23 protein-coding genes are annotated in these 25,571 nt (G+C 71.4%); 3 read left to right on the top strand and 20 right to left on the bottom strand.

Annotated features, from left to right (window positions below; all coding sequences use genetic code 11):
- Positions 1-27 precede the first annotated feature (27 nt).
- A complete protein-coding gene (gene murJ, locus IT347_06185) occupies positions 28-1,581 on the bottom strand; it encodes a murein biosynthesis integral membrane protein MurJ (GenBank protein MCC6349164.1) in 1,554 nt (517 codons plus the stop codon).
- A gap of 111 nt (positions 1,582-1,692) precedes the next feature.
- Between murJ and IT347_06180 the strand changes: the two genes are divergently transcribed.
- On the top strand, positions 1,693-2,538 hold the full coding sequence (locus IT347_06180) for an undecaprenyl-diphosphate phosphatase (protein MCC6349163.1): 846 nt from the start codon (positions 1,693-1,695) through the stop codon (positions 2,536-2,538).
- Positions 2,539-2,542: 4 nt separating this feature from the next.
- Here IT347_06180 and IT347_06175 read toward each other — a convergent pair whose 3' ends face one another.
- The 3 genes from IT347_06175 to IT347_06165 are packed head-to-tail and all read right to left on the bottom strand — an operon-like array spanning position 2,543 to position 5,702.
- Entirely contained in the window at positions 2,543-3,154 is a 612-nt protein-coding gene (locus IT347_06175; GenBank protein MCC6349162.1) for a sigma-70 family RNA polymerase sigma factor, read from the bottom strand.
- Positions 3,151-4,791 (bottom strand): amidohydrolase, encoded by a 1,641-nt coding sequence (locus tag IT347_06170; GenBank protein MCC6349161.1) that lies wholly within the window; start codon positions 4,789-4,791, stop codon positions 3,151-3,153. Before IT347_06170 ends, IT347_06175 begins: the two co-directional genes overlap by 4 nt.
- Positions 4,788-5,702, bottom strand: coding sequence for a fumarylacetoacetate hydrolase family protein (locus IT347_06165; protein ID MCC6349160.1), 915 nt, complete (start codon positions 5,700-5,702; stop codon positions 4,788-4,790). The genes IT347_06170 and IT347_06165 overlap by 4 nt, the downstream gene beginning before the upstream one ends.
- A 228-nt stretch (positions 5,703-5,930) precedes the next feature.
- Here IT347_06165 and IT347_06160 point away from each other — a divergent pair, with 228 nt between their 5' ends.
- A complete protein-coding gene (locus tag IT347_06160; protein ID MCC6349159.1) occupies positions 5,931-7,268 on the top strand; it encodes a nucleotide sugar dehydrogenase in 1,338 nt (445 codons plus the stop codon).
- A gap of 75 nt (positions 7,269-7,343) precedes the next feature.
- Here IT347_06160 and dnaK read toward each other — a convergent pair whose 3' ends face one another.
- The 5 genes from dnaK to IT347_06135 all read right to left on the bottom strand — a co-directional run bounded on the left by dnaK (position 7,344) and on the right by IT347_06135 (position 14,462).
- Positions 7,344-9,245: a molecular chaperone DnaK gene (dnaK, locus tag IT347_06155; protein ID MCC6349158.1), complete on the bottom strand. Its 1,902-nt coding sequence runs from the start codon at positions 9,243-9,245 to the stop codon at positions 7,344-7,346.
- Positions 9,246-9,337: 92 nt separating this feature from the next.
- Entirely contained in the window at positions 9,338-9,793 is a 456-nt protein-coding gene (locus IT347_06150; protein MCC6349157.1) for an Hsp20/alpha crystallin family protein, read from the bottom strand.
- A 346-nt stretch (positions 9,794-10,139) separates the two neighbouring features.
- Entirely contained in the window at positions 10,140-13,484 is a 3,345-nt protein-coding gene (locus IT347_06145; GenBank protein ID MCC6349156.1) for an IPT/TIG domain-containing protein, read from the bottom strand.
- A 34-nt stretch (positions 13,485-13,518) separates the two neighbouring features.
- Positions 13,519-14,013 (bottom strand): hypothetical protein, encoded by a 495-nt coding sequence (locus IT347_06140; protein MCC6349155.1) that lies wholly within the window; start codon positions 14,011-14,013, stop codon positions 13,519-13,521.
- Positions 14,010-14,462: a hypothetical protein gene (locus tag IT347_06135; GenBank protein MCC6349154.1), complete on the bottom strand. Its 453-nt coding sequence runs from the start codon at positions 14,460-14,462 to the stop codon at positions 14,010-14,012. Before IT347_06135 ends, IT347_06140 begins: the two co-directional genes overlap by 4 nt.
- A gap of 418 nt (positions 14,463-14,880) precedes the next feature.
- Between IT347_06135 and IT347_06130 the strand changes: the two genes are divergently transcribed.
- Positions 14,881-15,849, top strand: coding sequence for a glycosyltransferase (locus IT347_06130; GenBank protein MCC6349153.1), 969 nt, complete (start codon positions 14,881-14,883; stop codon positions 15,847-15,849).
- A 68-nt stretch (positions 15,850-15,917) separates the two neighbouring features.
- On the opposite strand, the gene nuoI is transcribed toward IT347_06130, so the two are convergent.
- The 11 genes from nuoI to pal all read right to left on the bottom strand — a co-directional run bounded on the left by nuoI (position 15,918) and on the right by pal (position 25,538).
- Positions 15,918-16,364 carry an NADH-quinone oxidoreductase subunit NuoI gene (nuoI, locus tag IT347_06125; protein ID MCC6349152.1) on the bottom strand — a complete coding sequence of 149 codons (447 nt, stop codon included), beginning with the start codon at positions 16,362-16,364 and terminating at the stop codon, positions 15,918-15,920.
- Between the two features lie 138 nt (positions 16,365-16,502).
- Positions 16,503-17,057 (bottom strand): dCTP deaminase, encoded by a 555-nt coding sequence (locus IT347_06120; protein MCC6349151.1) that lies wholly within the window; start codon positions 17,055-17,057, stop codon positions 16,503-16,505.
- Between the two features lie 3 nt (positions 17,058-17,060).
- Entirely contained in the window at positions 17,061-17,894 is an 834-nt protein-coding gene (locus IT347_06115) for a MogA/MoaB family molybdenum cofactor biosynthesis protein (GenBank protein MCC6349150.1), read from the bottom strand.
- A 460-nt stretch (positions 17,895-18,354) separates the two neighbouring features.
- Positions 18,355-19,404 carry a DinB family protein gene (locus IT347_06110; GenBank protein ID MCC6349149.1) on the bottom strand — a complete coding sequence of 350 codons (1,050 nt, stop codon included), beginning with the start codon at positions 19,402-19,404 and terminating at the stop codon, positions 18,355-18,357.
- A complete protein-coding gene (locus tag IT347_06105) occupies positions 19,401-20,045 on the bottom strand; it encodes an MBL fold metallo-hydrolase (protein MCC6349148.1) in 645 nt (214 codons plus the stop codon). Before IT347_06105 ends, IT347_06110 begins: the two co-directional genes overlap by 4 nt.
- Before the next feature lies 1 nt (position 20,046).
- Positions 20,047-21,204 carry an FAD-binding oxidoreductase gene (locus tag IT347_06100; GenBank protein ID MCC6349147.1) on the bottom strand — a complete coding sequence of 386 codons (1,158 nt, stop codon included), beginning with the start codon at positions 21,202-21,204 and terminating at the stop codon, positions 20,047-20,049.
- A complete protein-coding gene (locus tag IT347_06095; protein ID MCC6349146.1) occupies positions 21,201-22,025 on the bottom strand; it encodes a TIM barrel protein in 825 nt (274 codons plus the stop codon). Before IT347_06095 ends, IT347_06100 begins: the two co-directional genes overlap by 4 nt.
- On the bottom strand, positions 22,025-22,507 hold the full coding sequence (locus tag IT347_06090) for an adenosine-specific kinase (protein MCC6349145.1): 483 nt from the start codon (positions 22,505-22,507) through the stop codon (positions 22,025-22,027). The genes IT347_06095 and IT347_06090 overlap by 1 nt, the downstream gene beginning before the upstream one ends.
- 19 nt (positions 22,508-22,526) lie before the next feature.
- The gene (locus IT347_06085) at positions 22,527-24,110 is read right to left on the bottom strand and encodes a hypothetical protein (GenBank protein MCC6349144.1); all 1,584 of its coding nucleotides are present in this window, start codon (positions 24,108-24,110) and stop codon (positions 22,527-22,529) included.
- Positions 24,111-24,177: 67 nt separating this feature from the next.
- Positions 24,178-25,023, bottom strand: a complete 846-nt coding sequence (gene ybgF, locus IT347_06080; GenBank protein ID MCC6349143.1) for a tol-pal system protein YbgF — start codon at positions 25,021-25,023, stop codon at positions 24,178-24,180.
- The gene (gene pal / locus IT347_06075) at positions 25,020-25,538 is read right to left on the bottom strand and encodes a peptidoglycan-associated lipoprotein Pal (protein MCC6349142.1); all 519 of its coding nucleotides are present in this window, start codon (positions 25,536-25,538) and stop codon (positions 25,020-25,022) included. Before pal ends, ybgF begins: the two co-directional genes overlap by 4 nt.
- Positions 25,539-25,571 lie beyond the last annotated feature (33 nt).

Below are 25,571 nucleotides of genomic sequence, written 5' to 3'. Positions count from 1 at the left end.
GCCGGACGCCCCGGGAGGGCCGGCATCTCAGCGCCCGCCCGCGAATCGCCGGCGCAGCGAGCGAACGAGGCCCTCGATCACCGCGAGCTCCTCGACGCGCGCGGCGCGCAGCGCCAGCCAGAGAAGCCCGGCGCCGAGCGCCAGGCCGCAACCCACGGTCGCCAGCTCGGTCAGGTGTCCGTGCCGCCAGCGCGGGCCGAGCACGTGCATGCCCAGAGCCAGCACGCCACCGACGAAGCCGGCGGCGGCCAGCACGCGCAGCAGCGTCGAGAGAACCTGCCGGCCGCCGAAGCCGCCGATCCGGCGACGCAGCCAGTACACCAGCTGGGCGAGGTTCGCGAACGCCGCCAGCGAAGCGGCGAGCGCGATGCCCCGGTGATCGAGGCCGAGAAAGCGAAGCGGACCGACGAGCAACAGGTTGAGCGCGAGGTTGACCGTGACGGCCGCGAGGCTCGCGAACATCGGCAGGCGCGTGTCGCCGAGCGCGTAAAAGGCGCGGGAGAAGACGCCGATCGCGGCGAACGCGGGCAGGCCGAGGCAATAGAAGACGAGCGCTTCGGCGGTATGCAGCGTGTCGGCGGCGTGGAAATGCCCGTGCTCGAACAGCACGGCGAGCGTCGGCTCGGCGAGCACCGCGAGCAGCACCGCCGCGGGAATGGTCAGCACGAGCACCAGCCGCGTGGCGGCCGAGAGCGTGGACTTGAGCGCCCCGAGGTCGCCGTCCACCGCGGCGCGGGAGAGCGCCGGCATGCTGACCGTGGCGAGCGCGACGCCGAAGACGCCGATCGGCAGCTGCATGAGGCGAAACGCGCAGTAGAGCCAGGTGACGGTGCCTTCGACGAACGAGCTGGCGATGCGCGATGCGACGATGACGTTCACGTTGGTCGCGGCGAGGCCGATGGTCGCGGGGCCCATGAGCATCGCGATCCGGCGGACGCCGGGAGGCCAGGTGGGCCACTCGAGCGCGAAGCGGAACCCCTGCCGGCGGAGCGACGGCAGCTGGAAGGCGAACTGCAGCCCCGCTCCGAGCACCACGCCGATCGCCATGGCGACGATCGGCGGCTGCCCGATCGCCCGGCAGGCCGGCATGAGCGCCAGCCCGAAGACGACCATGCCGGCGTTGAGCAGCGCCGGCGCGAGCGCCGGCACGCCGAACACGCCGCGCGCGTTCAGCATGCCCATCGCCACCGCCGACATCGCCACCAGCGGCAGGAACGGCAGCATCACGCGGAACAGCCACGCGGTCAGGTCCAGCTTGCCGGGCTCACGGGCGAAGCCGCCGGCGAGCAGGTCCATGAACGGCGCCGAGAAGGCCCAGCCGAGCACGCACAGCGCGAGCAGCACGAGGAGCAGGGAAGACATCACCTGGCGGCCGAGCACCCAGGCTTCGTTCGCGCCGCGCTTCGCCTCCGCCTCGGTGAAGGTCGGGATGAAGGCCGCCGACATCGCGCCTTCGGCGAACAGGTCGCGCAGCAGGTTGGGAATGCGGAACGCGGCGTTGAAGGCGTCACTCGCGAATCCCGCACCGAACAGCGCCGCCATCGTCTGGTCGCGCACCAGCCCGAGGAGGCGCGACAGCATCGTCGCCGCTCCGACCCGTCCCGCGTCCTTCGCGACGCGTCGTGTCGTGTCGGGCGGAGGCTCCGGAGAGGCGTCGATCACGTCGCCCGGGCTGGTCACGCGCAGACCCGCGTGCTAGCGTCCCGCGCCATGCTCGCGACCGCGGTGGCCACTCCCGTCGTGTACACGCCCCTGCAGGCCGCGGTGCTCGGCGCGGTGCAGGGGCTCACCGAACTGCTGCCGGTCTCGAGCAGCGCCCATCTGTACGTGATCCCGACCCTGCTGGGCTGGCCGTACGGGGGCCTGGCGTTCGACGTCGCGCTGCACGGCGGAACCCTGCTCGCGCTGGTCGTGGCCTTCTGGAGCGACTGGATGACCCTGCTGCGCGAGGCCTTCTCGCGCGAGCCCGAAGCGGCGCGGGAAGCGCGGCTGCTGTGGGCGAAGCTGATCGTCGCGACCGTCCCCGCGGCGATCGTCGGCAAGCTGCTGGGCTCGGCCGCCGAAGCGCACCTTCGCCTGCTCCCGCTGCAGGCCGTGATGCTGTTCGTGTTCGGGCTGCTGCTGTGGCTCTCCGACCGCTTCCTCGCGCCGGGCCGCGAGACCCGTACGCCGTCCTGGGCGCAGGCCGTCGGCATGGGGCTCGCGCAGTGCCTCGCGCTCGTTCCGGGCGTCTCGCGCTCGGGGGTGACCATGACCGCGGGCCGCGTGCAGGCGCTCTCGCGCGTCTCCGCCGCCCGCTTTTCGTTCCTGCTCGCGACGCCCATCACGTTCGGCGCGCTGCTGCTCGAGGCGCGCGAGATGCCGCCGGGCCTGCCCGCCTCCACGCTCGCGATCGGGGTCGTCACCTCCGCGATCTTCGGCGTGCTGGCGATCCGGTTGCTGCTCGGCATGCTGCGGCGCACCGGGTTCGGCGTGTTCTTCGCGTACCGCACGGTGCTGGCGGCCGGCATCCTGCTGTTCTGGTTCGCGGGCCGCTGAGCCGTCACGGTCGCGGCTTGCGCGCGAGCTTGTCGCGGAAGTGGCGGTTGACCCGGTCGCGCAGGTGGACACGCGCCCGATGCAGGCGCGACTTGACCGCCGCGATCGAAAGTCCGAGCTCGCGGGAGACCTGCTCGTTCGACTGCTCCATGATGTCGCGCAGGACGAACACCTCGCGCTCGTTGTCGGGCAGGCGCTCCATTTCGCGGCTCAGGATCTCGCGCGTCTCGGCGTCGAGCAGCCGGTCGAGCGGCTGCTCGGACCAGTCCGCGATCGCCATCGGTTCGAGATCCTCGATGACGCTCTGCGACTGTTCGTACGAAACGTGCCCGTCGCGCCGCTTGCGGTACTTCATCAGGGCGGCGTTGGTCGCGACGCGGTAGAGCCAGGTCGAGAAGGTGGATTCCGCCTTGAAGCGAGCCAGGCCCTTGTAGGCCGAGAGAAAGGCGTCCTGCGCGGCCTCGAGGGCGTCGTCCTCGTGGCGGAGGATCTTGAAGCACAGCCGGAAGACCCGGTCCTGATAACGGCGCGCGAGCTCGTCGAAGGCGCGCGTGTCGCCGTCGCGCGCGAGATTGACGAGCTCGGCGTCCGGCAGGGTCGCGTGGGCCAGGGTCATGCGGGCGGGCGTCCTCCGGCCGCGGCCCCCGGCGAACCCGGAGCGGACGCGGCCTGCGTGGAGTCATACACGATTTCGCCGGCCAGCACGGTGGCGACCGGCCGGGCCGCCAGAATCCCCGCCCACGGCGCGGCGGACAAGTCCCGATCCCAGACCACGAGGTCGCCCTCCGCTCCCGGGTCCAGCGTCCCCAGCCGGCCCGTGAGCCCTGCGGCCGCGGCGGCCCCGGCCGTGTAGGCGCCGATCGCCTGATCGAGCGTCAGCCGTTCGGCCGGGAAGAACCCGCCCTGCGGCGTTCCATCCGGGTGGGTGCGGGCCACGGCGGCGTGCAGGCCCAGCCACGGCAGCGGCGGCTCGACCGGGGCGTCCGAGCCGAAGGCCAGGCCCGCGCCGCTCGCCAGCAGGCTCGCCCACGGGTAGCTGTGCGCGCAGCGCGCGCCCCACGCGGTGCGCGCCGCCGCGGTCTCGTTCACGCAGTGCTGCGGCTGCAGGCTCGCGACGACGCCCAGCGCCGCGAAGCGCCCGTGGTCCGCCGGATCGAGGAGCTGCACGTGCTCGATCCGCGGCGGCAGCGGCAGCGCGCGAAGGCGCGCGAGCGAAGCTTCGATCGCGTCGAGCGCATGGCGCGCGGCGCGATCCCCGATCGCGTGGATCGCGACGGTGCAGCGCAGATCGGCCGCGCGCGCGACCAGCGCGAGCAACTCCTCGCGTGTCAGGATCTCCATGCCCGTCCCCGGAACGTCGTCCCAGGGCGAAAGCAGCGCGGCCGTGCGCGAGCCGAGCGTGCCGTCGGCGAACAGCTTGAGGCCCCCGAGGCGGAACCACGCGTCCCCGGCGCCGCTCGACTGTCCGGACGCCGCCCGTGTTTCCATTCCCTCGGGACCGAAGTGCTGGAGGACGCGCAGCCGCCGGCGGCCGGCCAGCGCGCGCATGCGTGCGAAGTCCGCTTCGTTCCTCTGGTAGTCGTGCACGCAGGTGATGCCCGCGGCGTGCAGCGCCGCGGCCGCCTCGTCGAGGAGCGTGTCCGTCACGACCGGACCCGCCCCGTCCTCGAGCGCCGTGAAGGCGCGCACCGCGTTCTCGCGCGCGACCCCGGTCGGATCGCCGCAGGCGTCCCGGACGAACCTCGCGTCCGGAGCATCCGGGGTCGCGCGCGACACGCCGGCGCGCCGCAACGCCTCGGTGTTGACCCACAGAGCGTGGAAATCGTGGCTGTGCAGGAGCACCGGCCGGTCCGGCGCCAGCCGGTCGAGCGCCTCGCGATGCGGTCCTGCTTCCCAGCCGGCCGCGTCCCAGCCGCGCCCGACGAGCGGCAGGGCGCCCGGGTCGGCCGCCAGCGCGGCGGCCACGCGCTCCAGCGCCTCGGCGCGCGTCCGCGCGCCGTTCAAGTCCACCTGCCGGCGGGCGCGGGCCCACGGCACGAAATGCAGGTGCGCGTCGGCGAAGCCGGGGGTGACGCTTGCGCCGCGCGCATCCAGTCGCCGCGCCCCGCCGGAGCGGGCGGCGAGCGCCTCGAGTTCGGCGGCGCGGCCGAGGGCCGCGATCCGGCCGCCCGCGACGAGCACCGCGTCGGAGCCCGGCCGAAGCGCGGCGGGCCACGGTCGCGCGTTGACGACCAGCAGCGCGACGGCGCTCACGCTTCGCGCCCCCCCACCCTGTTGACCAGCACGCCGACCCCCTCCAGCTCGAGCTCGATGCGATCGCCGGGCGAGAGCGGCGCGATGCCGGCCGGGGTTCCGGTGGCGATCACGTCCCCGGGCTCGAGCGTGAAGTGCCGCGAGATCCAGTGGACGAGGAACGCGGGTCCGAAGTGCATGGCCGAAGTTCGGGTCTTCTGCCGGGTCTCGCCGTTCACCCGCAGCTCCAGCGCCAGGTCGAGCGGCGAAAGGCCGAGCGCGATGCCCGGTCCGAACGGCGCGAACGTGTCGTGTCCCTTGGCGCGCGTCCACTGACCGTCGCCCTTCTGCCAGTTGCGGGCCGAGACGTCGTTGAACGCGGTGACCCCCGCGACGCACCCGAGCGCATCGGCCTCGCTCACCGCGCTCGCCCGGCGACCGACCACGAGCGCCATCTCGCCTTCGGGGTCGAGCCGCTCGACCCCGGCGGGCCAGCGGATCGTCCCGCCGGGCGGAAGCGCGCTGCTCGGCGGCTTCAGGAAGAGAAGGGGCTCGTTCGGCGGCTCGGTCGCCCCCGGCACGACGGTCAGGCTCTCGCGCACGTGCTCGACATAGTTCAGGCCGACGCACACGATCTTGGTCGGTTCACAGGGCGTGAGTCGCTCGCATCGGGCCGCATCGTCCAGCGGGCCCGCGGGAACGCCTCCGAGCCACGGCGGACCGGTCAGCCGCAGGTAGCGCGGGCCGTCCTCGAGACCGTAGTGGGTGGCGCCATCCAGAAGGTAGCGCGCGAGCAGGCGGTGGGAACGGGTCGGGTGCAAGCGCCGCGAAAGATAGCGGAAGTCGGCGCGGGCAAGAAGAAAGAGGCACCCGTACTGCCCGTGATACGACCACCGGGGGCACCCCCGAGCGACGGCACGTCCACTTCGCATCCAAGGGGTGGCAGAGATCGCAGGTGCACGGCGAAGACAGGACGCCTCTCGGGCCGCAGTGTCGGACGACCGCTCGCGTTCGGTCAAGCGCGAAAGTGGGCGTCGCACGGGCCGCACCCGGCCGCCTCGCTCCGCCCGGACCGGTACGCGGTCGGGTGACTCCTGACGCGACGCCCCTGATCCGCCGCCGATTGACGCTCCCGATGGCCGTTGTTAGCGTCGTCCGCCATGACTCGACCCCACCGCAGTACCCGTGGCCGCAATGCGGCCGAAAATCTCGTCCATCGCCTCGAAAAACGCACCGCCAGGCTGGGTGTCATCGGTCTGGGTTATGTGGGCCTGCCCCTCGCCGTCGAGCTCGCCCAGGCGGGTTTCGAGGTGTTCGGCGTGGACATTGACGAGAGCCGGGTCCGCCAGCTCAACCAGGGCCGGTCGTACATCCAGGACGTCCCGACCGCCGAAGTGCGGGCGTTGGTCCGCAAGGGCCTGCTGCACGCCTCGACCGACTTCTCGGTCCTGCGCCGCTGCGACACGGTCAACATCTGCGTGCCCACGCCGCTTTCGAAGCAGCGCGACCCGGACGTCTCGTACATCGTCGCCGCCGCCGAGCAGGTCCGCCGCCACCTGCACCGCGGCATGCTGGTGATCCTCGAGAGCACCACCTATCCGGGCACGACGGACGAACTCGTGCTGCCGATGCTGGCGGAAACCGGCCTGCAGGTCGGAAAGGACTTCTTCCTCGCCTTCTCGCCCGAGCGCGTGGATCCGGGCAACCCGCACTTCCAGACCCGCAACATCCCCAAGGTCGTGGGCGGCGTCACGCCGGCCTGCACCGAGGTCGCGGTCAAGCTCTACCAGCAGCGGCTCGAGACGGTCGTCCCGGTCTCCTCGACCCAGGTCGCCGAGATGGTGAAGCTGCTCGAGAACACGTTTCGCAGCGTCAACATCGGGCTCGTCAACGAGCTGGCGCTGATGTGCAAGCGCATGAAGATCGACGTCTGGGAGGTCATCCAGGCGGCGGCGACCAAGCCGTTCGGCTTCATGCCGTTCTTTCCCGGCCCGGGGCTGGGCGGACACTGCATCCCGATCGATCCCTTCTACCTGTCGTGGAAGGCGCGGGCGAGCGGCTTCGAGGCCCGCTTCATCGAACTCGCCGGACACGTGAACGGCCACATGCCCGACCACGTCATCGAGCTCGTCGGCGAAGCGCTCAACCAGCGCGGCCGCGCCATCCGCGGCTCGAAGGTGCTGGTGCTGGGGGTCGCCTACAAGGCGGACATCGACGACGTGCGCGAGAGCCCGTCGCTGGACATCATGGAGAAGCTGCGCGAGCGCGGCGCCCGCATCGAGTACTGCGATCCGTTCGTGTCCTCGATCCGCTTCGCCGGCGGGACCATGCGCAGCGTGCCGTTCACGGCCGCGAGCCTTCGGCGCTACGACTGCGCGGTGATCGCCACGGCGCACAAGGCCTTCAAGTATTCCAAGGTGCTCGCCTGGTCGAAGGCCGTGGTGGACACGCGCAACGCCCTGAAGGGACGTCGCTCGGCGAAGATCGTCCGGCTGTGACGGGAAGGCGAAATGGAACGGGCGGCGGTGGGATGCCCACCGCCGCCCGTCGTGCTTTCGGATCTCGCCGACCGACTAGTTGACGACTTCGTAGTCGGCGTCCACCGCCCCGTCCCCACCGTCACCCTTCTTCTTCGCCTCCTGCGGCGGCTCCGGCGCGCCCGCGCCGGGGGCCGGGCCGGCCTGCTGGTAGAGCTTCGCCGCCGCCGCGTGCAGGGCCGCCTGCAGCGCCTCGCTCGCCGACGTGATCGGCGCGGCGTCCTCGCCCTTGAGCGCGTCCTTCACCGCCGCGACCTTCGATTCGATGTCGGAGCGGGTCTCGGCGTCCAGCTTGTCGCCGTTTTCCTTGAGCTGCTTCTCGGCCTCGTAGGCGAGCGAATCCGCCCGGTTGCGCGACTCGACGACCTCCTTGCGGCGGCGATCCTCGTCGGCGTGCGACTCGGCGTCCCGGACCATGTTCTTGATCTCGCCCTCGCTCAAACCGCTCGAGGCCTCGATCCGGATGCTCTGCTCCTTGTTGGTCGCCCGGTCCTTCGCGGAGACGTGCAGGATGCCGTTCGCGTCGATGTCGAACGTGACCTCGATCTGCGGCATGCCGCGAGGCGCCGGCGGGATGCCGTCGAGATGGAACCGACCGAGGCTCTTGTTGCCCGCCGCCATCGAACGTTCGCCCTGCAGCACGTGCACCTCGACCGACGGCTGACTGTCGGAGGCGGTCGAGAACGTCTCGCTCTTCTTGGTCGGGATGGTCGTGTTGCGCGTGATGAGCGTCGTCATGACGCCGCCGAGGGTCTCGATGCCGAGCGAGAGCGGCGTCACGTCGAGCAGCACCACGTCGCGAACGTCGCCCGCGAGGACGGCGCCCTGGATCGCCGCGCCGATCGCGACGACTTCGTCGGGGTTGACGCCCTTGTGCGGCTCCTTGCCGAAGATCTCCTTCACCAGCTCCTGCACGCGCGGCATGCGCGTCGAGCCTCCCACCAGCACGACCTCGTCGATCTGCGACGGCTGCAGGCCCGCGTCCTTGAGCGCCTGCACGACGGGGCCGCGGCAACGCTCGACGAGATCCGCGACGATCTGCTCGAGCTTCGCCCGCGTCAGCGTCAGGTTGAGGTGCTTGGGGCCGTTCTGGTCGGCGGTGATGAACGGCAGGTTCACATCCGTCTGCAGGGTTCCCGACAGCTCGCACTTGGCCTTTTCGGCGGCCTCCTTCAGCCGCTGCAGCGCCATCGGGTCCTTGCGCAGGTCGATGCCTTCCGCCTTGCGGAACTCCTCGGCGAGCCAGTCGATGATCTTCTGGTCGAAATCGTCGCCGCCCAGGTGCGTGTCGCCGTTGGTCGAGCGCACCTCGAACACGCCGTCGCCGATCTCGAGAATCGAGATGTCGAAAGTTCCGCCGCCGAGGTCGAAGACCGCGACCTTTTCGTCCTTCTTCTTGTCGAGGCCGTAGGCGAGCGCCGCCGCCGTCGGCTCGTTGACGATGCGCTTGACGTCGAGGCCCGCCACGCGGCCGGCGTCCTTCGTGGCCTGGCGCTGCGAGTCGTTGAAGTAGGCGGGCACCGTGACGACCGCCTCGGTGACCTTCTCGCCCAGGTACTCCTCGGCCGTCTGCCGCATCTTCTGCAGGATCATCGCGGAGATCTCGGGCGGCGAATACTCGCCCTCGCCCGCCTTCACGCGCGCGTCGCCATTCGGGCCCGGGACGACCTCGTACGGAACGAGCTTGCGCTCGCCGCCCACTTCCTCGAAGCGCCGGCCCATGAACCGCTTGATCGAGTACACCGTGTTCCGGGGATTGGTCACCGCCTGGCGGCGCGCCACGAGTCCGACGAGGCGTTCGCCCGACTTCGAGAACGCCACGACCGACGGCGTCGTGCGGAAGCCCTCGGCGTTGGCGATGACCTTGGGCTCGCCGCCTTCCATGACCGCGACGCACGAGTTCGTGGTGCCCAGATCGATGCCGATGACCTTACCCATTTCGTTTCTCCCCCTGTCGTGTCCGTGTTCGGGCCACGCGGCGCCGGAAGGCGCCCGCGTGGCCGTGGTCGTTCGTTCGCACGCGCGGCAGCTTAGCCGACGTGCACCTCGATTTCACGCGCGCGCGCCTCTTCCGCCTTGGGAACGCGGATCTCGAGCACGCCGTTGCGGTAGCTGGCCTTCACCTGCTCGCCGCGCACCGGCGCCGGCAGGGTGAACGAGCGCTCGAAGACGCCGAACACGCGCTCGGTGCGGTGAACGTCGCCGCTCGTCTTCTCGGCCTCGCGCTTGCGCTCGCCGCGCAGCGTCAGCGTGTCGCCTTCGAGGCTCACGCGGACGTCCTTCTCGGTCATGCCCGGCAGGTCGGCGCGGAAGATGTACGCCTCGGCGGTCTCTTCGACGTCCACCGGCGGCGCCATCAGGCTCTCCAGGGTCGGGGACGAGTAGAACGGCCGGTTTCCGAAGAAGCCGTCGAATACGGAGTCGAAGTCGCCGCGGAAGGGAACGAGGCCGCGGTTGCGGTTGGGAATCAAGCGGACGAGCGTCATGGCTCTCTCCTGTGGTTGTGAGGTGAAGCTTCACGCGTGCGCGGGGCTCCGGGGCGTCCCCGCCGCGCGTCGTGTTCACCGGTCACCACAGCAGCGACCGTGCCACGCGCCGTCTGACGCGCGCGGACGCGCGTCAGCGCCGCGGAAACCGCGGGTTTTTCGCATGCCGGCCGCTCCGTCGGACGCCCGGACGGCGTGCGGGTCGTTGCTTCACGGAACGTTCGTCGTTTCGGACCGGAACGCGTGCGGTTCCAGCGCGCGACACCGGGCTCCACCGCTGAACCTCATGCACGACGGCCGCCCGCGCGTGACGCGGGCGGCCGCCGTGAACGAATCGGAACGAAGGTCAGCGAACGAGCGTGAACCTGCGGGCGAAGCTCGAACCGCTCGACTGGAATCGCGCCCAGTAAAGTCCGGGAGTCGCCACCCGGCCATCCGACCTGCGCCCGTCCCACCGCAGCGAGTGCCTGCCGGCGCTCCATTCCTCGTCGGTGACCACGCAGGCCAGGCGTCCGGTGAGATCGAAGACCTCGAGCCGTACCCGTCCGGCATCGGGCAACGAGAACACCAGGTTGGCCCCGTTCCGATCCGGGTTCGGCACCGCGCCGAGGAAGCCCAGGTTCCCCTGCGGCTCCGAGAGCGGCACGTCCACGGTCACGTTCGCGCCCACCGACAGCAGGTAGGTGAGCGGCGTCGCCGCCTCCGTGCCGTCGGTGCGGAAGACGACGACGTTGTGCCAGCCCGCGTCGGTTGGTGCGAACGCGAGCGTGTCGTCGTCCGTGTCCATGGTGAGCGAGGCCGTTCCAGTACCCCGGGACCACACGGCGCCAGGCGTCGGAGGGAAGACTTCGAACTGCAGCTCGTCGCTTCCCGACTTGCGATGCAGGAGCATGTAATAGGTCGTCCCGGGCGTCAGGTTGAACTGATAGACGTCCGCCAGGCGGTTCTCCGCGAGCGGGACGTCGTCGTACGAGGCGGGCGGGGTCGCGAAACGGCCGGCGTCGTCGCTCATGTCGGCGCTGTAGACGCCACCGCCCCCGCCCGCGTAGAAGCTGACCGTCGCGGGGTAGATCGAGGGCCGCCAGGCCGTGTGATGGCCGGTCACGAAGTCCGTCGCGTTGCCGCCCCAGTAGGACGCTCCCGCGAGATCGCTGAATCCCGACGTGCTGCCCACGTAGTCCCGGAAGACATAGTTGTCGTAGTCGTCCCCCGGGCTGAACGCCGCCACGCTCGAGACCCACGCCAGATAGGTGGGCGTGGGGTCGAACCTCAGCCCGTCGCAGTTGGGAAGCCACCCGGGACCGTAGCCGGGAGGCATGGCGCGCACGACCGGGGCGTGCTTGCCCACGAGCAGCGGGCTCCACACGAACTGCGAGTAGGAGACGTTGTCCGTCTCGTCGCTCTCCGGAACCGTGCCCGGCCGGTCCACCACGTCCGAGAGCGTGTGCCGGCCGCCGCGAACGTTCAGCGGCCCGTACGCCGCGACGTAGTACATGCTCACCGCCGCCGGATTCGGCAGGCCCGCCGTGATCGTCCACCAGTCGTCAATGTCGAGGTCGAGCTGACCGCCGGGGGTCGGATTGGGGCCCAGTTGGTGCACGGAGTAGCTGATGTACGTGTTGCCGGTGTTGCCGTCCAGCGTGGGCGAAACGACGCCGGGCGAAATCGCGTCGTTGCGCGGCACGGCCGGAGCGGTCCAGCCGCCGGGCGTGACCGTCGTGCTCAGGTTCGACAGTGCCGGTCCAACGATCAGCTCGTAGTCGTTCGCGAGGCCGAGGTCTCCCGAGCCTCCCTTCCACACGACGACGCCATAGTAGCCCGAGGCGGAAGGCGTGTACGTGAAGCTCTCGTCCATGCCGCCGGGATTGGCCTGCCCTATGGCCAGGTAGCTGAACCGGCCGAAGTAGCTGCCGGCCCGATCGTAGAGGCTGAGGTTGAGGTCGGCGGTGCCGCTCAGGTTGTGAAGCGTGAAGGTGTACGCCGTGCCCGCGCTTGCGAGGTAGACCTCGTGCACCTTGAGGATCTGGTAGGCGCCCATGTTCACGGAGCCGGAGGTCACCGTCGAGCCGTAGAGCGTGCCCGGCGTGATCGTCGAGTTTCCGTAGGCATTGGCCTGCTCGACGATGTAGTTGTTGACCGCTCCGGAAGTGAAGCGGAGGACGCCGGCCTGCAGCGTCGCGCCGTAGCCGACGACGTTCCCGTTCACGAGCACGAAGTCGGTGCCGCCCGAGCCGGCGGGAGACACCGCCAGCTCGTTGCTGAAGCCGGCCGTGCTGCCGGCATAGTCGTTGAACAGTTCGACGTCGAAATCCTCGGCCGACGAAACCGGGATGACGCCGACCGCCCCCCAATAGTTGCCCGTGAACTGGAAGCCGTCACAGTTGTCATCGGCCATCACTCCGCGGGGCGGCGGCACCGTGCGCGCGAGCGGCGTCATGTCCGACAGCGCGTAGGGACTCCAGACGAACTGCTCGCGATAGGTGTTGTCGAACTCGTTCGACTCGAGCGTCTCCTGGCCCGTGTCGAGGTCCCAGCGGAGCGTGTGCCGCCCGCCGCGCACGTACATTCCCCAGTTCGTCCAGCCTCCGAACGCGAACCCCGCGCCGAGGACGCCGTTCCACCACATGTTGTAGTAGGCCTCCTCGTCGAGGAGCAGCTGGTTGTTGTTGGAGGGTGCGGCACAGTCGCCGCCGTTGTTGGTGAGCGCGGTGTTCACGTAGCACGTCGCGTTGCCCGTGAGCGTCGCCGGCAGCGGTGCGTAGCTGCCGTTGGCGTCGGCGAGCATCCGCGGCACGACCGGCCCCCACCAGCCGGCGGGCGTCGCCGCCGTCAGGTTCGGACGAGCGTGCGGATAGATCCACTCGGCGCCCAGCGCGTCGTCCGTGTGCAGTGTGCGCCGGAGAACCTCGCCGTTGGCCACGTAGCCGTACATCGTGTGCGGGAAGTCCGCCGACCCGTACATGTCGAGCAGGCCGATGGTGTGGCCTTCCTCGTGCGTGCAGACGTTGCCCACGTCCATGGCCGTCGAGGCCCCGGTCGTGCTCCAGGTGTAGTGCTGGCTGTTGAACGCGATGTCGGCTTCGAGGGTCTGGTTGGTCGTGGAGTTGTACCACCAGTTGGCGACCGCGACCGTGCCGGAGCTCCAGCCGGAGCTCGACCAGTACCGGCAGTTGACGCCGTCGTAGGCCGTCACGGCCAGGGCGGTCCCACCGCCGTAGCTCATCGACACTCCCGAGGCGCACGTCCAGGCGTTGTAGCCGTCGATGAGCGCGTCGCGCGTGTCATTGAACGTGCACCCCGGCGCCGCGGCGTTGTTCAGGAACCAGGTGAACGGCAGGCTGCCGCCCGGCCAGTACTGGCCGGACCAGCTGAAACTGATGTCGAGATTGAAGGCGTTGCTGAGCGGTCCGACGCCGGCGGCCTGCACCTGCACGCCGCCGCTCCAGGTGGCCGGAACGCGGACGCGGATGCCACCCGGGATGAGCGCGAGTGGCGTCGCCGCTCCCCCTCCCGGGAAGAAGGCGACGTCGGCGAACGAAGCGCCGAATCCGGTGCCGGTGATGTCCACCGTGGCGCCGGTGTTTGCCGAGGTCTTGCCCGGCGAAATGCCGGTGATGTTGGGTTGCGCGAGCGCGAGCGCTGGCAGCGCCAGCAGCAGCGCGATCGCGGTCGTGAGTCGGGTGCGATTCATGGCGGTCCTCCGGCGCAGGGGTGAGGGTGGATGGTCAGCGCGGACGGGCCGGCTTCAGCCGGGCGACGTCCCCGCGCAGGCTCTTCAGCGCGATCGGCATCTGCTTGAAGCCGACCGCCTGCTCGCCCCGCACCGTGAACTTCCCCTGTTCCGCGTAGTTGACCGCCAGTCGCGCGTCCGTTCCGGCGCGCAGAAAGACGAGCGCTTCCTCGCCCTGCGAGAAGACGGGCTGGTGCTCCTGTCTCATCCCGATCTCGCCCACTTCCCCGCCGTTGATGGTGAACGTGACCGTGCGACCCGCGCCCATCGTGCCGGCCCACACTTCGTCCACGGACAGCGTCACGTCGGTGACGATGAAGCGCGTGGAGGAATCGAGAAAACGACTCTGCAGGCCCGTCACCCGGCCCTTCACGACGAGGTCCGACGAAGCCACGATCTCCTCGAGCGGGGCCTCGAACATGTACGCCAGCGCGGGCGCCGCGAGGAGCAGCCCGAGCGCGGCCACGAGCATCGCGCGGAGGCGGGTCACGGCCGGCCTCCTTCCGTCGGTGTCGCCCCGGGCGCGGGACGGCTGACCAGGGCCGGGGCCCTGCGGGCCGGCGGATTCGTGATCGCCAGGATCCGGGCCTCGAGCAGTTGCGCGGCCCCGAGGTCGCCGCGCTGCCTTGCGAACTGCGCCTTGGTGCGCAGGAACTGCAGGTCGCCTTCGCGCTTCAACTCGACGACCTTGAGCTGCAGCGCCCGCAGAGCCGGGCCGTCCTGCAGCCCTTTCATGGAGACGAGCAGTTCGGCGACGCGGGCCTGCGTCGCGTTTCGCACGTCGGCCAGGGCCAGATCCTCGGGCGTGCGGGGCGCACGCGCGAGATCCTGGACGGCCGGCACGGCCGCCTTCGCATCCAGGCGCGCGCCACCGGCCTGCGGCGCCTCCGCGGCAAGGGCCGGTGCGACGAGCACGGCGGCCAGTGCAAGCGCGGTCATGGTTCGAATCGGGGAGATCGCGTGAGCCATGGCATTCCTCCTTCCGGCACGGAGCGGCCGGGGATTGGGGAGAGTGGAAGCCATCCATCCCGAGCGCGCGCGGCGGGATGGTCATTGCGCGGACAGCGCTCCGCGCGTCAAGGGCACTTGCCCGGAAACCCTGGGCGAGGCGGCGCGGATGAGGGCGGGGGGCGAACACCCTGCGTCGACGGGCCGGCGAAAGACGAGCTCCTTAGCCAGTCGAAGTGCGGACGGGCGTACGGTCGCGCCATGACCAGAAAGCGTCAAGACCTTTCTTCGGTCCTGTTTCAGCCCGGCCGGCGGCGGCCGAATCCCCATGGCCTGCCGCCCGGCAGGACGCCGGCAGCGTGCGCCATGGATCGACCCGGCCGCGAACATCGGCTAGCGTGCCGGCCCGATGCGCATCGCCCTCTTCCTGCCCCATGTCGGCGTGTTCGGCGGCGTCCGCCGATTCCTCGAACTCGGCAACGAGTGGGTCGCCCTCGGTCACGACGTCTCGCTCTTCCACTCCGACGGCTCCCCGCCTGCCTGGCTCGCCTTCCGGGGCCGAATCGCGCCCCTCGCGGCGGCGGCCGGCGCGGTCGCAGATCTCGCGATCTGCGCCGACGCCCACACCTACGACGCCTTCCGGGCCAGCGCCTCGAGGACGCACCTTTACTACTGCGTCCTCGAGGGCGACGCGGGGATTTCGCGGGCCGTGGGCGATCCGGCCGTGGCGCTGGCGGCCAACTCGGGCGCCCTGCGCGCCGCCCTCAGGCGTCGCGCCCGGCGCGAGGTGATCGACGGGGCCGGCGGCATCCGCACCACGCAGTTCCGGCCCGATCCGGCCCGGCGGGCCGCGACGCCGCTGCGAGTGCTGCTCAATGGCCGCCGCTCGCGCGCCAAGAAGGGCACCGACCTCCTGCTGGCGGCGCTGCGCGGCCTGCGCGACCTGCCGCCGTTCGAAGTCGTGCTGTTCGACTCCGTGGACGCGCACAACCGGCAGGATCCCCGCGACGGCGCTCCGCTGCCCCCGAACGCCCGCTTCGTCCTGAATCCCACGCAGGACGAACTCGTCGCGCTCTATCAGTCCTCGCACGTCTTCGCCGCCGCCGAGCGCAAGGCCGGCTGGTGCAACACCGCGCTCGAAGCGCTCGCCTGCGGCTGCGCCCTGGTGTGCACGCGCAGCGGCACGCGCGATTTCGCCCGCGAGGGCGACAACGCGCTCCTCGCCTGGCGTCACCCGTATTTCCTGCGCCGCGCGCTGCGGCGCGTGCTCGCGGACGCCGCGCTCCGCGAGCGCCTCGCGTCGGCAGGTCCCGCGAGCGCGGAACCGTGGGCATGGCCGAAGCTGGCCGAGAAGCTTCTGGCCCAGCTTCCGCGCTGATTCCGGGCGATGCGCCGCGGGGGCGACCGGGAGCGACGATCCGGCCGGGATCGCGGATTTCCGGGCGATCAGCGGGTCGGGAGGTAGCCGGACTTCTCCATCGGGACGAGCAGTTCGTCCTTCGTGTAGATGAACGCGTCGCGCTTGTAGTCGGCCAGCTCGTAGTCCTTCTCGAGCCAGATCGCGTCCTCCGGGCAGGCCTCCTCGCACATGCCGCAGAAGATGCAGCGCAACATGTTGATCTCGTAGCGCTCGGCGTAACGTTCGCCGTGCGACGCCGGATTCGCCGGGTCGTTCTCGGCGGCCTTCACGAAGATCGCGTCGGCCGGGCAGGCCACCGCGCACAGTTCGCAGCCGACGCAGCGCTCGAGGCCATCCTCGTGCCGGGCCAGGATGTGCAGGCCGCGGAAGCGCGGAAACATCTCGAGCTTCTCGTCCGGGTACTGGACCGTGAAGGGCTTCTTGCCGAGGTACCCGAGCGTGATGCCGAGTCCCGTGGCGAGCTCCTTGATCATCGAAGGGCTCCATCGCTGGGGTGGTGCCATGCCGCCTGAAGTTGCGGGCAGACTAGCCCCGGCCCGTGGACGGCGCAAGACGGTGCGGCCGCGCCCGCCGCCGATTCGCGGCCCCGCGCGCGCCCTCCTTCCCCGCCGCTACAGCCTCGGCAGGGTGATGCCCACCTGCTTCTGGTACTTGCCGCCCCGGTCCCGGTACGAGACCTCGCACGGCGAGTCGGACTCGAAGAACAGCACCTGCGCAAGGCCTTCGTTCGCGTAGATCTTCGCCGGCAGCGGCGTGGTGTTCGAGATCTCGAGCGTCACGTAGCCCTCCCACTCGGGCTCGAACGGCGTCACGTTCGTGATGATGCCGCAGCGCGCGTAGGTGCTCTTGCCCAGGCAGATCGCGAGGACGTTCCGCGGCATGCGGAAGTACTCGACCGTGCGCGCGAGCGCGAACGAGTTGGGCGGAACGATGCAGACGTCGCCCTTGAAGTCCACCATGTTGCGCGGGTCCACCTGCTTCGGGTCCACGACCGTCGAGTTCAGGTTGGTGAAGATCTTGAACTCGTCCGCCACGCGGATGTCGTAGCCATAGGACGACAGGCCGAACGAGACGACGCCTTCGCGCACGAGCTTCTCCTCGAACGGCTCGATCATCCGGTGTTCACGGCACATCCTGCGGATCCAGTGGTCGGGCTTGATGGACATGGTTCAGGCTCCGGATGGGAAGCGGCCGAGCAGTCGTACGGCGTGTGCGAGTTCGGGAAGCAGGATTCGTTCGAGCGCCAGTTCGACCGCGGCGGTCGAGCCGGGAAGCATCACCAGCAGGCGGTCGTTCGCGACACCGGCGCCGGCACGGGAAAACCACGCGGCCGCGCCCACCTGTTCGGTCGAGCGGGCGCGAAAGAGCTCGCCGAAGCCCGGCAGGTCCCGCTGCAGGAGCGGCCTCAGCGCCTCCGGGGTCACGTCGCGCTTCGCCATCCCGGTGCCGCCGGTGACGATCACGCAGTCCACGGTGCGCAGCTTCAGCAGGGCCGCGACCACGCGGCGGATCGCCCCGCGCTCGTCGGCCACCCAGGCGCGGCGGATCACCTCGAAGCCGGCGCGCTCGATGAGCTCGTGCGCCCGCGCGCCGCTGCGGTCGAGCGCCCCGCGGCGGGTGTCGCTGACGGTGACGATCGCGCAGCCGACGGCCCGCGGCGCGGCCTGGTGCGGCGCATGCTCGGGCGGACGCACGACGCCGAGACGCGGGCCGCGGCCCGCTGCGACCCCGGTTCGCCGCGTCCGCGATGGGGCGTGGGTCCGCCCTTTGCCGCGCCGGGGGGTCACGACACGGGCTCCGCGACTCCGGCTTCGACGCTCGTGGGCGCGATGCCGAAGTGGGACGCCCAGGGCTCCCACTCGGCGAGGCGCTGTTCGGCCAGTTCGTCGAGGGGCGGCTCCCACCCGCCCCGGTCGCTCGCGGGACCGGCGGTGGAGGCGAGCTCGCGCAGCTCGGCGAGGCTCCACACCGCCGGCCCCGCGACCTCGTACCAGCCGCTCCATGCCGCGCGCCCGTCGAGCGCGCGAAGCAGCGTCTCGATGGCGTCCGCCTCGGCGACCGGCTGAAGCAGCATTCGCCCGTCCCCGGGAAGCGAAGGCCGCGAGCGGAGCCGCCGCCAGAGCGGCGTCGCCGGCCCGAGCAGGGGCGCGAAGCGCAGCGTCAGCGTCGGCGCGCCACCGCCGCGCACGTGTTCCTCGAGCCGCCACAGCCGCCGCAGCGCGTTCGAGCGGGCGTCGGGGTGGGCGCCCAGCCGCGACAGGACGAGCGCGCGAAACGACCGCCCGCCGAGCGCCGCGACGACGCCGACGTAGTCGAACACGAACGGGCCGGTCGAAATCGCGATCGTCACGGGTGTCTCGCCGGCGGGCAGCCGCGCCGGCCCGGTCACGACCTCCTCCCCGGCCGCCGCGAGGGCGGCCAGCAGTCGGTCGGCCGGCGGGTCGAGCCGCCCGGGCGCGAGAATCACGGCGTCAGCCCGAGCGCCGCGGCGAGCTGGCGCCGATGCGAGAGATCGTGCTCGACCCATTCGCGCACCATGGTCGCGACGGTGAACGGGCCGCGCAGCGAGTGCACGCCCGCCCGCGCCCATTCCGCGCGCCCGAGCGGCGCGAGGCGCGCGACCAGCAGCGTCCGCGCGGCGCGCCAGCGATCGAGCAACTCCGCGGTCGCCGCCGGCGCGTACGCCGCGACGCGGGCGGCCCCCTCCAGGTCCACCGCCGGGCACGCCGGAAGCTCCTCGCCGAGCAGGGCTTCGAGACGCGGGTGGTAGACCTCGACGTCGGCGTCGAGCAGGTGCCCGACCAGTTCGTGAGCGCTCCAGCGTTCCGGCGCGGGACGGGCGCGGAGAAAGTCGGCCTGCCGGCCGGCCATGCGTTCCCCCACCCACCCGGGCGACTCCGCGAGGGTCATGACGAGTCCTCCCCACTCCGAACGGGACATCGGTCCGTGCACGGGGCTTGCGGTGCCGAGCGGGTCGTGCGCGGCCGGGTGGGGACGCGCGAAACCCTTGGCGGCGTACGCCCGCGCCAGGGCCGCGTAGTGCCGGGCGCCCTCGGCGATCGCGGCGCGATGGCCGTCGTTCACGGGGCCGAGAACGCGCGCCGGCGCGCCGACCGCGAGCGAACCCGCGGGAATCACCTGCCCCTCCTTGACCAGCGCCGCGGCGCCGAGCAGCGAGCCCGTGCCGATTCGGGCCCCGGACAGCACCACCGCGCCCATGCCGATCAGGCAGTCGTCCTCGATCACGCAGCCGTGGACGATCGAGCGGTGCCCGATGGTGACGCGCCGTCCGATCAGGGCCGGCATCCCCTCGTCCACGTGAACGGTCGAGTTGTCCTGGATATTGGTCCACTCGCCGACCTCGATGGGAGCGGTGTCTCCCCGCAGGACGCTGTTGAACCAGACGCTCGCGCCCGCGCGCAGGGTCACCTCGCCGACCACGATGCCACCCGGAGCGATCCATGCGCCCGGATCGATGCGCAGGTTCACGGGCAGGTCGTCGCGCCGGCTCACGGCTGCCCCGCCGCTTCGCCGACGTACGGGTTGTGCCGGCGTTCCTCGCCGACGGTCGTGGCCGGTCCGTGACCGGTCAGGCACGCGACCTCGTCGCCGAGCGGGAAGATCCGCTCGCGAATCGAGCGCGCGAGCGTCTCGAACGAGCCGCCGGGCAGATCGGTGCGCCCGATCGAGCCGCGAAAGAGCAGATCGCCGACCCACGCGATCGGGCCCTGGCGGAAGGCGCAGTGTCCGGGAGAATGCCCGGGCGTGAAGATCACCTCGAGCAGCTCCTCGCCGATCCGGATGGCTTCGCCGTCCACGAGTTCATGCCCGATCGCCGCGGGCTCGGCGGGCGGGAAACCGAACATCTCGCCCTGCAGCGACAGCGCCTCGAGCAGCGGCCGGTCGAGCGGATGGAGGGCGTAGATTCCGCCGACGGCCTGCTGGACCGCGAGCATGCCCGCGGCGTGGTCGTAGTGCGCGTGCGTGCCGAGCAGCCAGCGCACGCTCAGCCCCTCCCGCCGGACCAGCTCGACCACCGCCTCCGGCTCGAAGCCGACGTCCACCACGGCGGTCTCGAGCGTCGCCGGGCAGGTGAGCACGTACGTGTTGTTCTCGAGCGGTCCGAGGTTCAGGGTGCGGTTGCGCAGCGCCATGTCAGATGACGTTGGCCTCGGCCAGCGTGCGCTGCGTGCGGAAGCGCTCGAGGGCGAGGTCCGAAAGATCCAGGCTCGGGCGGCCGTCCACGATCCATTCCGCGAGCTGCCGGCCCACGGCCGGCGCCATCATGAATCCGTGGCCGCTGAAGCCGTTGGCGAGCATCAGTCCCGCGACGCCCTCGGGCGGACCGAGGATCGCGTTGTGATCCGGCGTCGTCTCGTAAAGGCCGGCCCAGGCGTTGTTGATCTCGGCCGCCTCGAGCGCCGGGATGCGCGTCATCGCCGGCTCGACGACCGATTCCAGGAAATCCCAGTTGACGCTCTGGTCGAACGACGGCGGCTCGTTCCGGTCGGCCAGGCCGAGCAGCAGGCCGCCGCTTTCCCGGTGCATGTACACGCCCGACTTCATGTCCACGATCATGGGCAGCGTGTCGCGCACGAACGGCAGAGGCGCGGTGGTGAAGCAGTGACGCCGGTAGGGAGCGACCGGCAGCTCGACACCCGCCCACGCCGCGACTCGCGCGGCCCACGCGCCGGCCGCGTTCACGACCATGGGAGTGGCGATCTCGCCCTGCGAGGTCCGCACTCCGGCCACCCTTCCGCCGTCCATGACGAGCCCCGTGGCCTCGACGCCGAACAGGAACTTCGCCCCGCGCGCGCGCGCCTGCGACTCGAAGCCGTGGGTGATCATGTGCGGGTCGCCGAGCCCGTCGGTCGGGCAGAAGGTCGCCCCGAGCACGCCGTCGAGGTTCAGTTCGGGCACGAGGGCGAGCGCGTCGGCGGGCGCCAGCGTGCGCGTCGGCACGCCCAGCGAGCGCTGGAACTCCGCCTGCGCCTGGAACGCGCGCCACTGCGCTTCGTCGGAGAGCAGGAACAGGTAGCCGACCGGCCAGAACGTCTCGCCGGTTTCCATGTCCCGGGCGAACGTCTCGAACGCCTTCACCGACTGCTGCGCGAGCCGGACGTTCACCGCCGTCGAGAACTGCTGGCGGATCCCGCCCGCGCATTTGCCGGTCGAGCCGGCGCCGGATTGCAGCTCGCGCTCGAGGACGACCACGCCCTTCACGCCGCGAAGCCCGAGGTGGTAGGCGATCGCCGCCCCGATGCAGCCCGAACCGATGACGACCACGGGCGCCGACCTGACGTCTCCGCTCACTTGAGCCTCCGGTAGGTTTTCTGCAGGAGCAAGGCGTCGTCCTCCATCGCGGGCGATTCGCTGACCACCCACCCCGAGACGCGCAGGTCCTTCAGGGCCCTGAGCAGTTCCCGCCAGCGGAACGAGGTCTCGCGCAGCGGTTCGTGCCGGCGCTCGCCCTTCGGTCCGTACTGGATGCCCGAGATGTGCACGTGCAGCCGCTCCAGGGCCGCGCGACCCAGCCGTTCCCCGATCGAGACCAGCGTGGCCGCGAAGTCGTCGTAGTGGTTGTGCTTTCCCAGCCCGCGGGCGTACTGGTGCGAGAAGTCCACGCACGGCTGCACGCCCGGGACCGCCGCGCTCCACGCCAGCACCTCGTCGAGCGACCCGGCCTGCGACGCCTTGCCGGTGAGTTCGGTGCGCACGTCGATCCGGGCGTCCAGTCTGCGGAGCGCGGCCGTGACCGCGCGCAACCCGCGCCGCACGCGCGTTCCGGCCTCCCGCTCGCCGAGCTTGCCGTAGAAGCCCGCATGGAAGCAATAGGACCGCGCGCCGCAACGGGAGCCGAGCCGCCCGGTCTCGATCAGGCGCGCGAGGCTTCGCTCGACGACCTCGGGTTCGCCGCACAGGTTCACGTAGTAAGGCGCGTGCGCGGTCAGGCTCACGTCGTGCGTGCGGGAGGCCTCGGCGATGCGGTCCGCGGACTCGTCCGACATCCGGACGCCGTTGACCCACGCCATCTCGAGGTGATCGAGGCCCAGTTCGCGGGCCCGGGCGATGCCCGCGACCGTGCCCGGACGGACACTGGAGCGCGGAATGCCCGAGGTGCCGAAGCGCAGCATCAGCGCTTGTAGCCGATCTTCCGCAGGAACTCGCGGCGCGCCTGTCTCGCGGACGCATCCTCGATTCCCCGGGGCCCTCCGCCGTCCACGACGCCGGCGACCCCCCGTCCCTGCTCCGTCTCGGCCACCAGCACCTGAACCGGATTCGCGGTCGCGCAGAAGATCGCGCACACCTCCTGGCACTGCTTGATCGCCGGCAGCAGGTTGATGGGGTACGCGCCGCGCAGCAGCAGCCAGAACGTGTGCCCCGCGCCGACCCGCGAGGCGTTGTCCACCGCGGCCGACACCAGTTCCTCGTCGTTGCCTTCGGTGCGGATCAGGCACGGGCCGGAGGCTTCGTTGAACGCGAGGCCGAACCGGGCGCCGGGGACGGTCGTGACCACGATCTCGGCGAGATCCTCGACGGTCTTGATGAAGTGCGACTGCCCCGCGACGACGTTGCAGTCGGCGGGAATCGTGAGCGGGACGGCGCTCAGGTTCATGGCGTCACCTCGCGTGCCGTTAGAAGGCCTGACCCGAGCCGAAAGAGTAGGCGGGCCCGCGCCGGCCGTCCACGGCCGGCGCGATCGGCCAGGCGATGTCGAATCGCGCGACCGCGTTCAGGGCCGAGTGCGGCAGCGAAACGCGCAGGCCGAAGCCGGCGTCGTGGTGCCAGCTCTCGCCGCCCGACCCCGGGCCGTAGGCGCGCGCCGTATCCCAGAAAACCGCCCCGCCGAAGGTCGCGAGTTGCAGGACGGCGTGCCTCAGCGTCCAGCGGGCCTCGGCGTTGGCCCGCCACAGCTGCGTTCCCGCGACTTCCTGCACCGGAAAACCGCGCAGTCCGGTGAGTCCGCCGGCGCTCAACTGGAAGTTGCGGGGCATGCGCCGGCCCGCTGCCCCCTCGACCGCCGCGACGAGCGCGGCGCCCGGCCGGGGTTGCACGATCCAGCGCACGCGCACGCGGGCGAAGGACTCCCGCAGCCCCGAACGCACGCGGGTGCGAAACTCGGTGCTCGCGAGCCCGAATCCGGCGGGGCCGCGATCCACCCCGGCGCCGAGGCGGCCGTAGAGCCAGCCTTCGTCCGCGCCGCTTCCGAAGGCGCGCGGCGCGACGCCCACGCCGACCTGCGTGAGCGTGCCGAGGTCGAAATCCTCCTCGCGATCCATGAAGTCCACGCCTCGGCGAACGCGGAAGTCGGGCCTCCAGAGCGTCACCTCCCCCTCCAGCCGGCGCAGGCGCAGCTCCTCCTCGGAGCCGCCGAACTCCGCCGGCGCGTCCGGCTCGAGGACGCTCACGCCGAGGCGCCGATCGTAGGCGCGGTACGTCGCCACGAATCGCTGCACCGTTCCGTCGGCCGCGCGGCGCCCCGTTCCCCAGCGCGCCTCGGCCATCTCCTCGCGCAGCGGAACCTGCGCGACCTCCTCGCCACGCGACCAGAGCTGGGCCTGCGAGACTTCGCGGCTCCACGCCCCACCGACCGTGATCGGCGCGTCGTCGGCCCAGAACGGCAGTCCGAACTCGGCGCCGTTGCGCTTGCCCGTATCGCCGTTGCCGGTGAGGAAGCGCGCCCTCCAGTGCGTGCCCGCGATGGCGGGGTCCTCCACCCACAGGAAGCGCGAAATGCCCGCGGGCTCCTCGCGGTAGGTCGCGGTCACGGTGATGCCGAGCCCCGCCAGATTGCGCTCGGTGAACGCGAGCGAACCGTAGCGCTGGCCGCCGCCGCTCTCGAGCGTCGCCTCGGGACTCGTGGTCCAGTTGTCGTGCGTGGTCACGAGGACGTCCACCGAATCCGCGGAGCCGGCGACGGGCACTGCCACCACCGAGTCGGGCACGAGAAAGTCCAGCGCCCGGAGGCGTCGCTCGCTCTCGGCCCGCCGCCCGGCGGACCAGCGCGCTCCCGGGCGGGCGACGACCGCGGTGCGGATCGTGGACTCCCGGGTGCGCACGTGCAGGCGATTCGCCAGCGCGTAGAGCCCGCGCAGGCGGCCGGCCGGCAGCGGATCGAAGATCTCGAAGGCCCGCACCTCGACGCGACGAACGATCCGGCCGGTGAGCGTGTCGGCCGGCAGGTCGGCGGCGCGGGCCGGGCCGGCGCCGGCGAACACCGCGAGCGTCAGGACGGAAAGGCGCGCGGCGCGAGCGCGCCGCGCGCGGTTCCGACGCCCGTGCCCTTCAGCGGCGCGAGGCGCCAATGCGGTCGCGGGCGAGCCCGGCTTCGCTCGAAGCCGGGAAGCGTTTGACGAGATCCTCGAACGTCGCGCGCGCGTCGGCTGAGCGGCCGAGCCGCTCCTGGCTGAGCGCCAGCTTGTAGAGCGCCGCCGGGGCGCGGTCCCCCTGCGGCCAGCGTTCCCCGACCTTCGCGTACTCGGCCGCCGCGCTGTCGAACGCCGCCTGCGCGAAGAAGCATTCGCCGACGCCGTACTGCGCGTTGTCCGCGAGTTCGGTGTCCGGGAACTTCGCGAGGAACTCGCGATAGCCCTGCAGCGCGAGCGGGTAGCGACCCTCGGTGAGATCGCGGGTCGCGAGGTCGAAGAGTTGCGAGGGGCTCGGCCCGGAGGGCGATGCCGGCGCCGAGGTCGCCGGCGTGCCCGGCGCAGCCGTTCCGCCGGCCGCAGGCACGCTGCCGGCATCCGGATGCGGAGCCACGGGCGGGCGCGAGGCTCCCGACCGCTCGCTCACCCGCGTCACGCGGCTCAGCACCTCGTCGAGACGTCCCTCGAGCCGCGAGACCAGGTCCGCCAGGTCGCGCTGTGTGGACGACTGCCGCGCCTGCGCGCTGAGGACGAGGTCGCGCTGCTCCCCGACTTCACGCCGCGTGTCCTCGATCAGGCGGGCCGCGACCGCGTCGTTCGCGCGCATCGTGTCCACCTGCGCTCGCAGGCTGTCGAGTCCCGAGCGCAGCAGCCCGAGCTGCGTCGTATAGCAGCCCGGGGTCAGCGCCGACGAACCGAGCAGCACGAGCACGGCGATCGCGCCCGCGCCACGCCGGAGGGGAGCCGCGGCCCCGGCGGGCGTCACCGAGAGAAATCCGCCCGGCGATTCTTCGCCCAGGCGGCCTCGTCGTGACCGTCGTCCACCGGCATCTCCTTGCCGTAGGAGATCGTCTTGAGTCGCGAGTCCGGCACGCCGGCGGCGATCAGGTAGTCGCGGACCGCGAGGGCGCGCCGCTCTCCGAGCGCCTGGTTGTATTCGACGGTTCCGCGTTCGTCGCAGTTGCCGGCGATGGTCACGGTCCAGTCGGCGTTGTCACGAAGCAGCCTGGCGTTGCGGTCCAGGATCGCGCGTGCCGCGTCGTCGAGCGCCGAGGAATCGAGCGCGAAGTGCACGGTCGCGAGGTCCGAGATCGAGGCGGCGGGAGTCGAAGGCGCGGGAGGCGTCGGCACGGGCGCGGGCGTCGAAGGCGTCGGCGCGGGCGTCGTGGACGGCGGAACGGGGGCGGTCTGGACCGGCGTCGTCTTCTTCGCGCAACCGGCTGCGAGGAGGGCCGCCGCCATCAGGGCGAGGGCCGCGAAGCGGATCGGGGCAAGACGCATGCGGGAACTCCTTCTCGGGCGATGCATGGCGGG

It is taken from the genome of Candidatus Eisenbacteria bacterium, from assembly GCA_020847735.1.
Classification (GTDB): domain Bacteria; phylum Eisenbacteria; class RBG-16-71-46; order RBG-16-71-46; family RBG-16-71-46; genus CAIXRL01.
The sequence above is the reverse complement of the archived record's forward strand: the minus strand, read 5'-3'. Positions and strand labels throughout refer to the sequence as shown.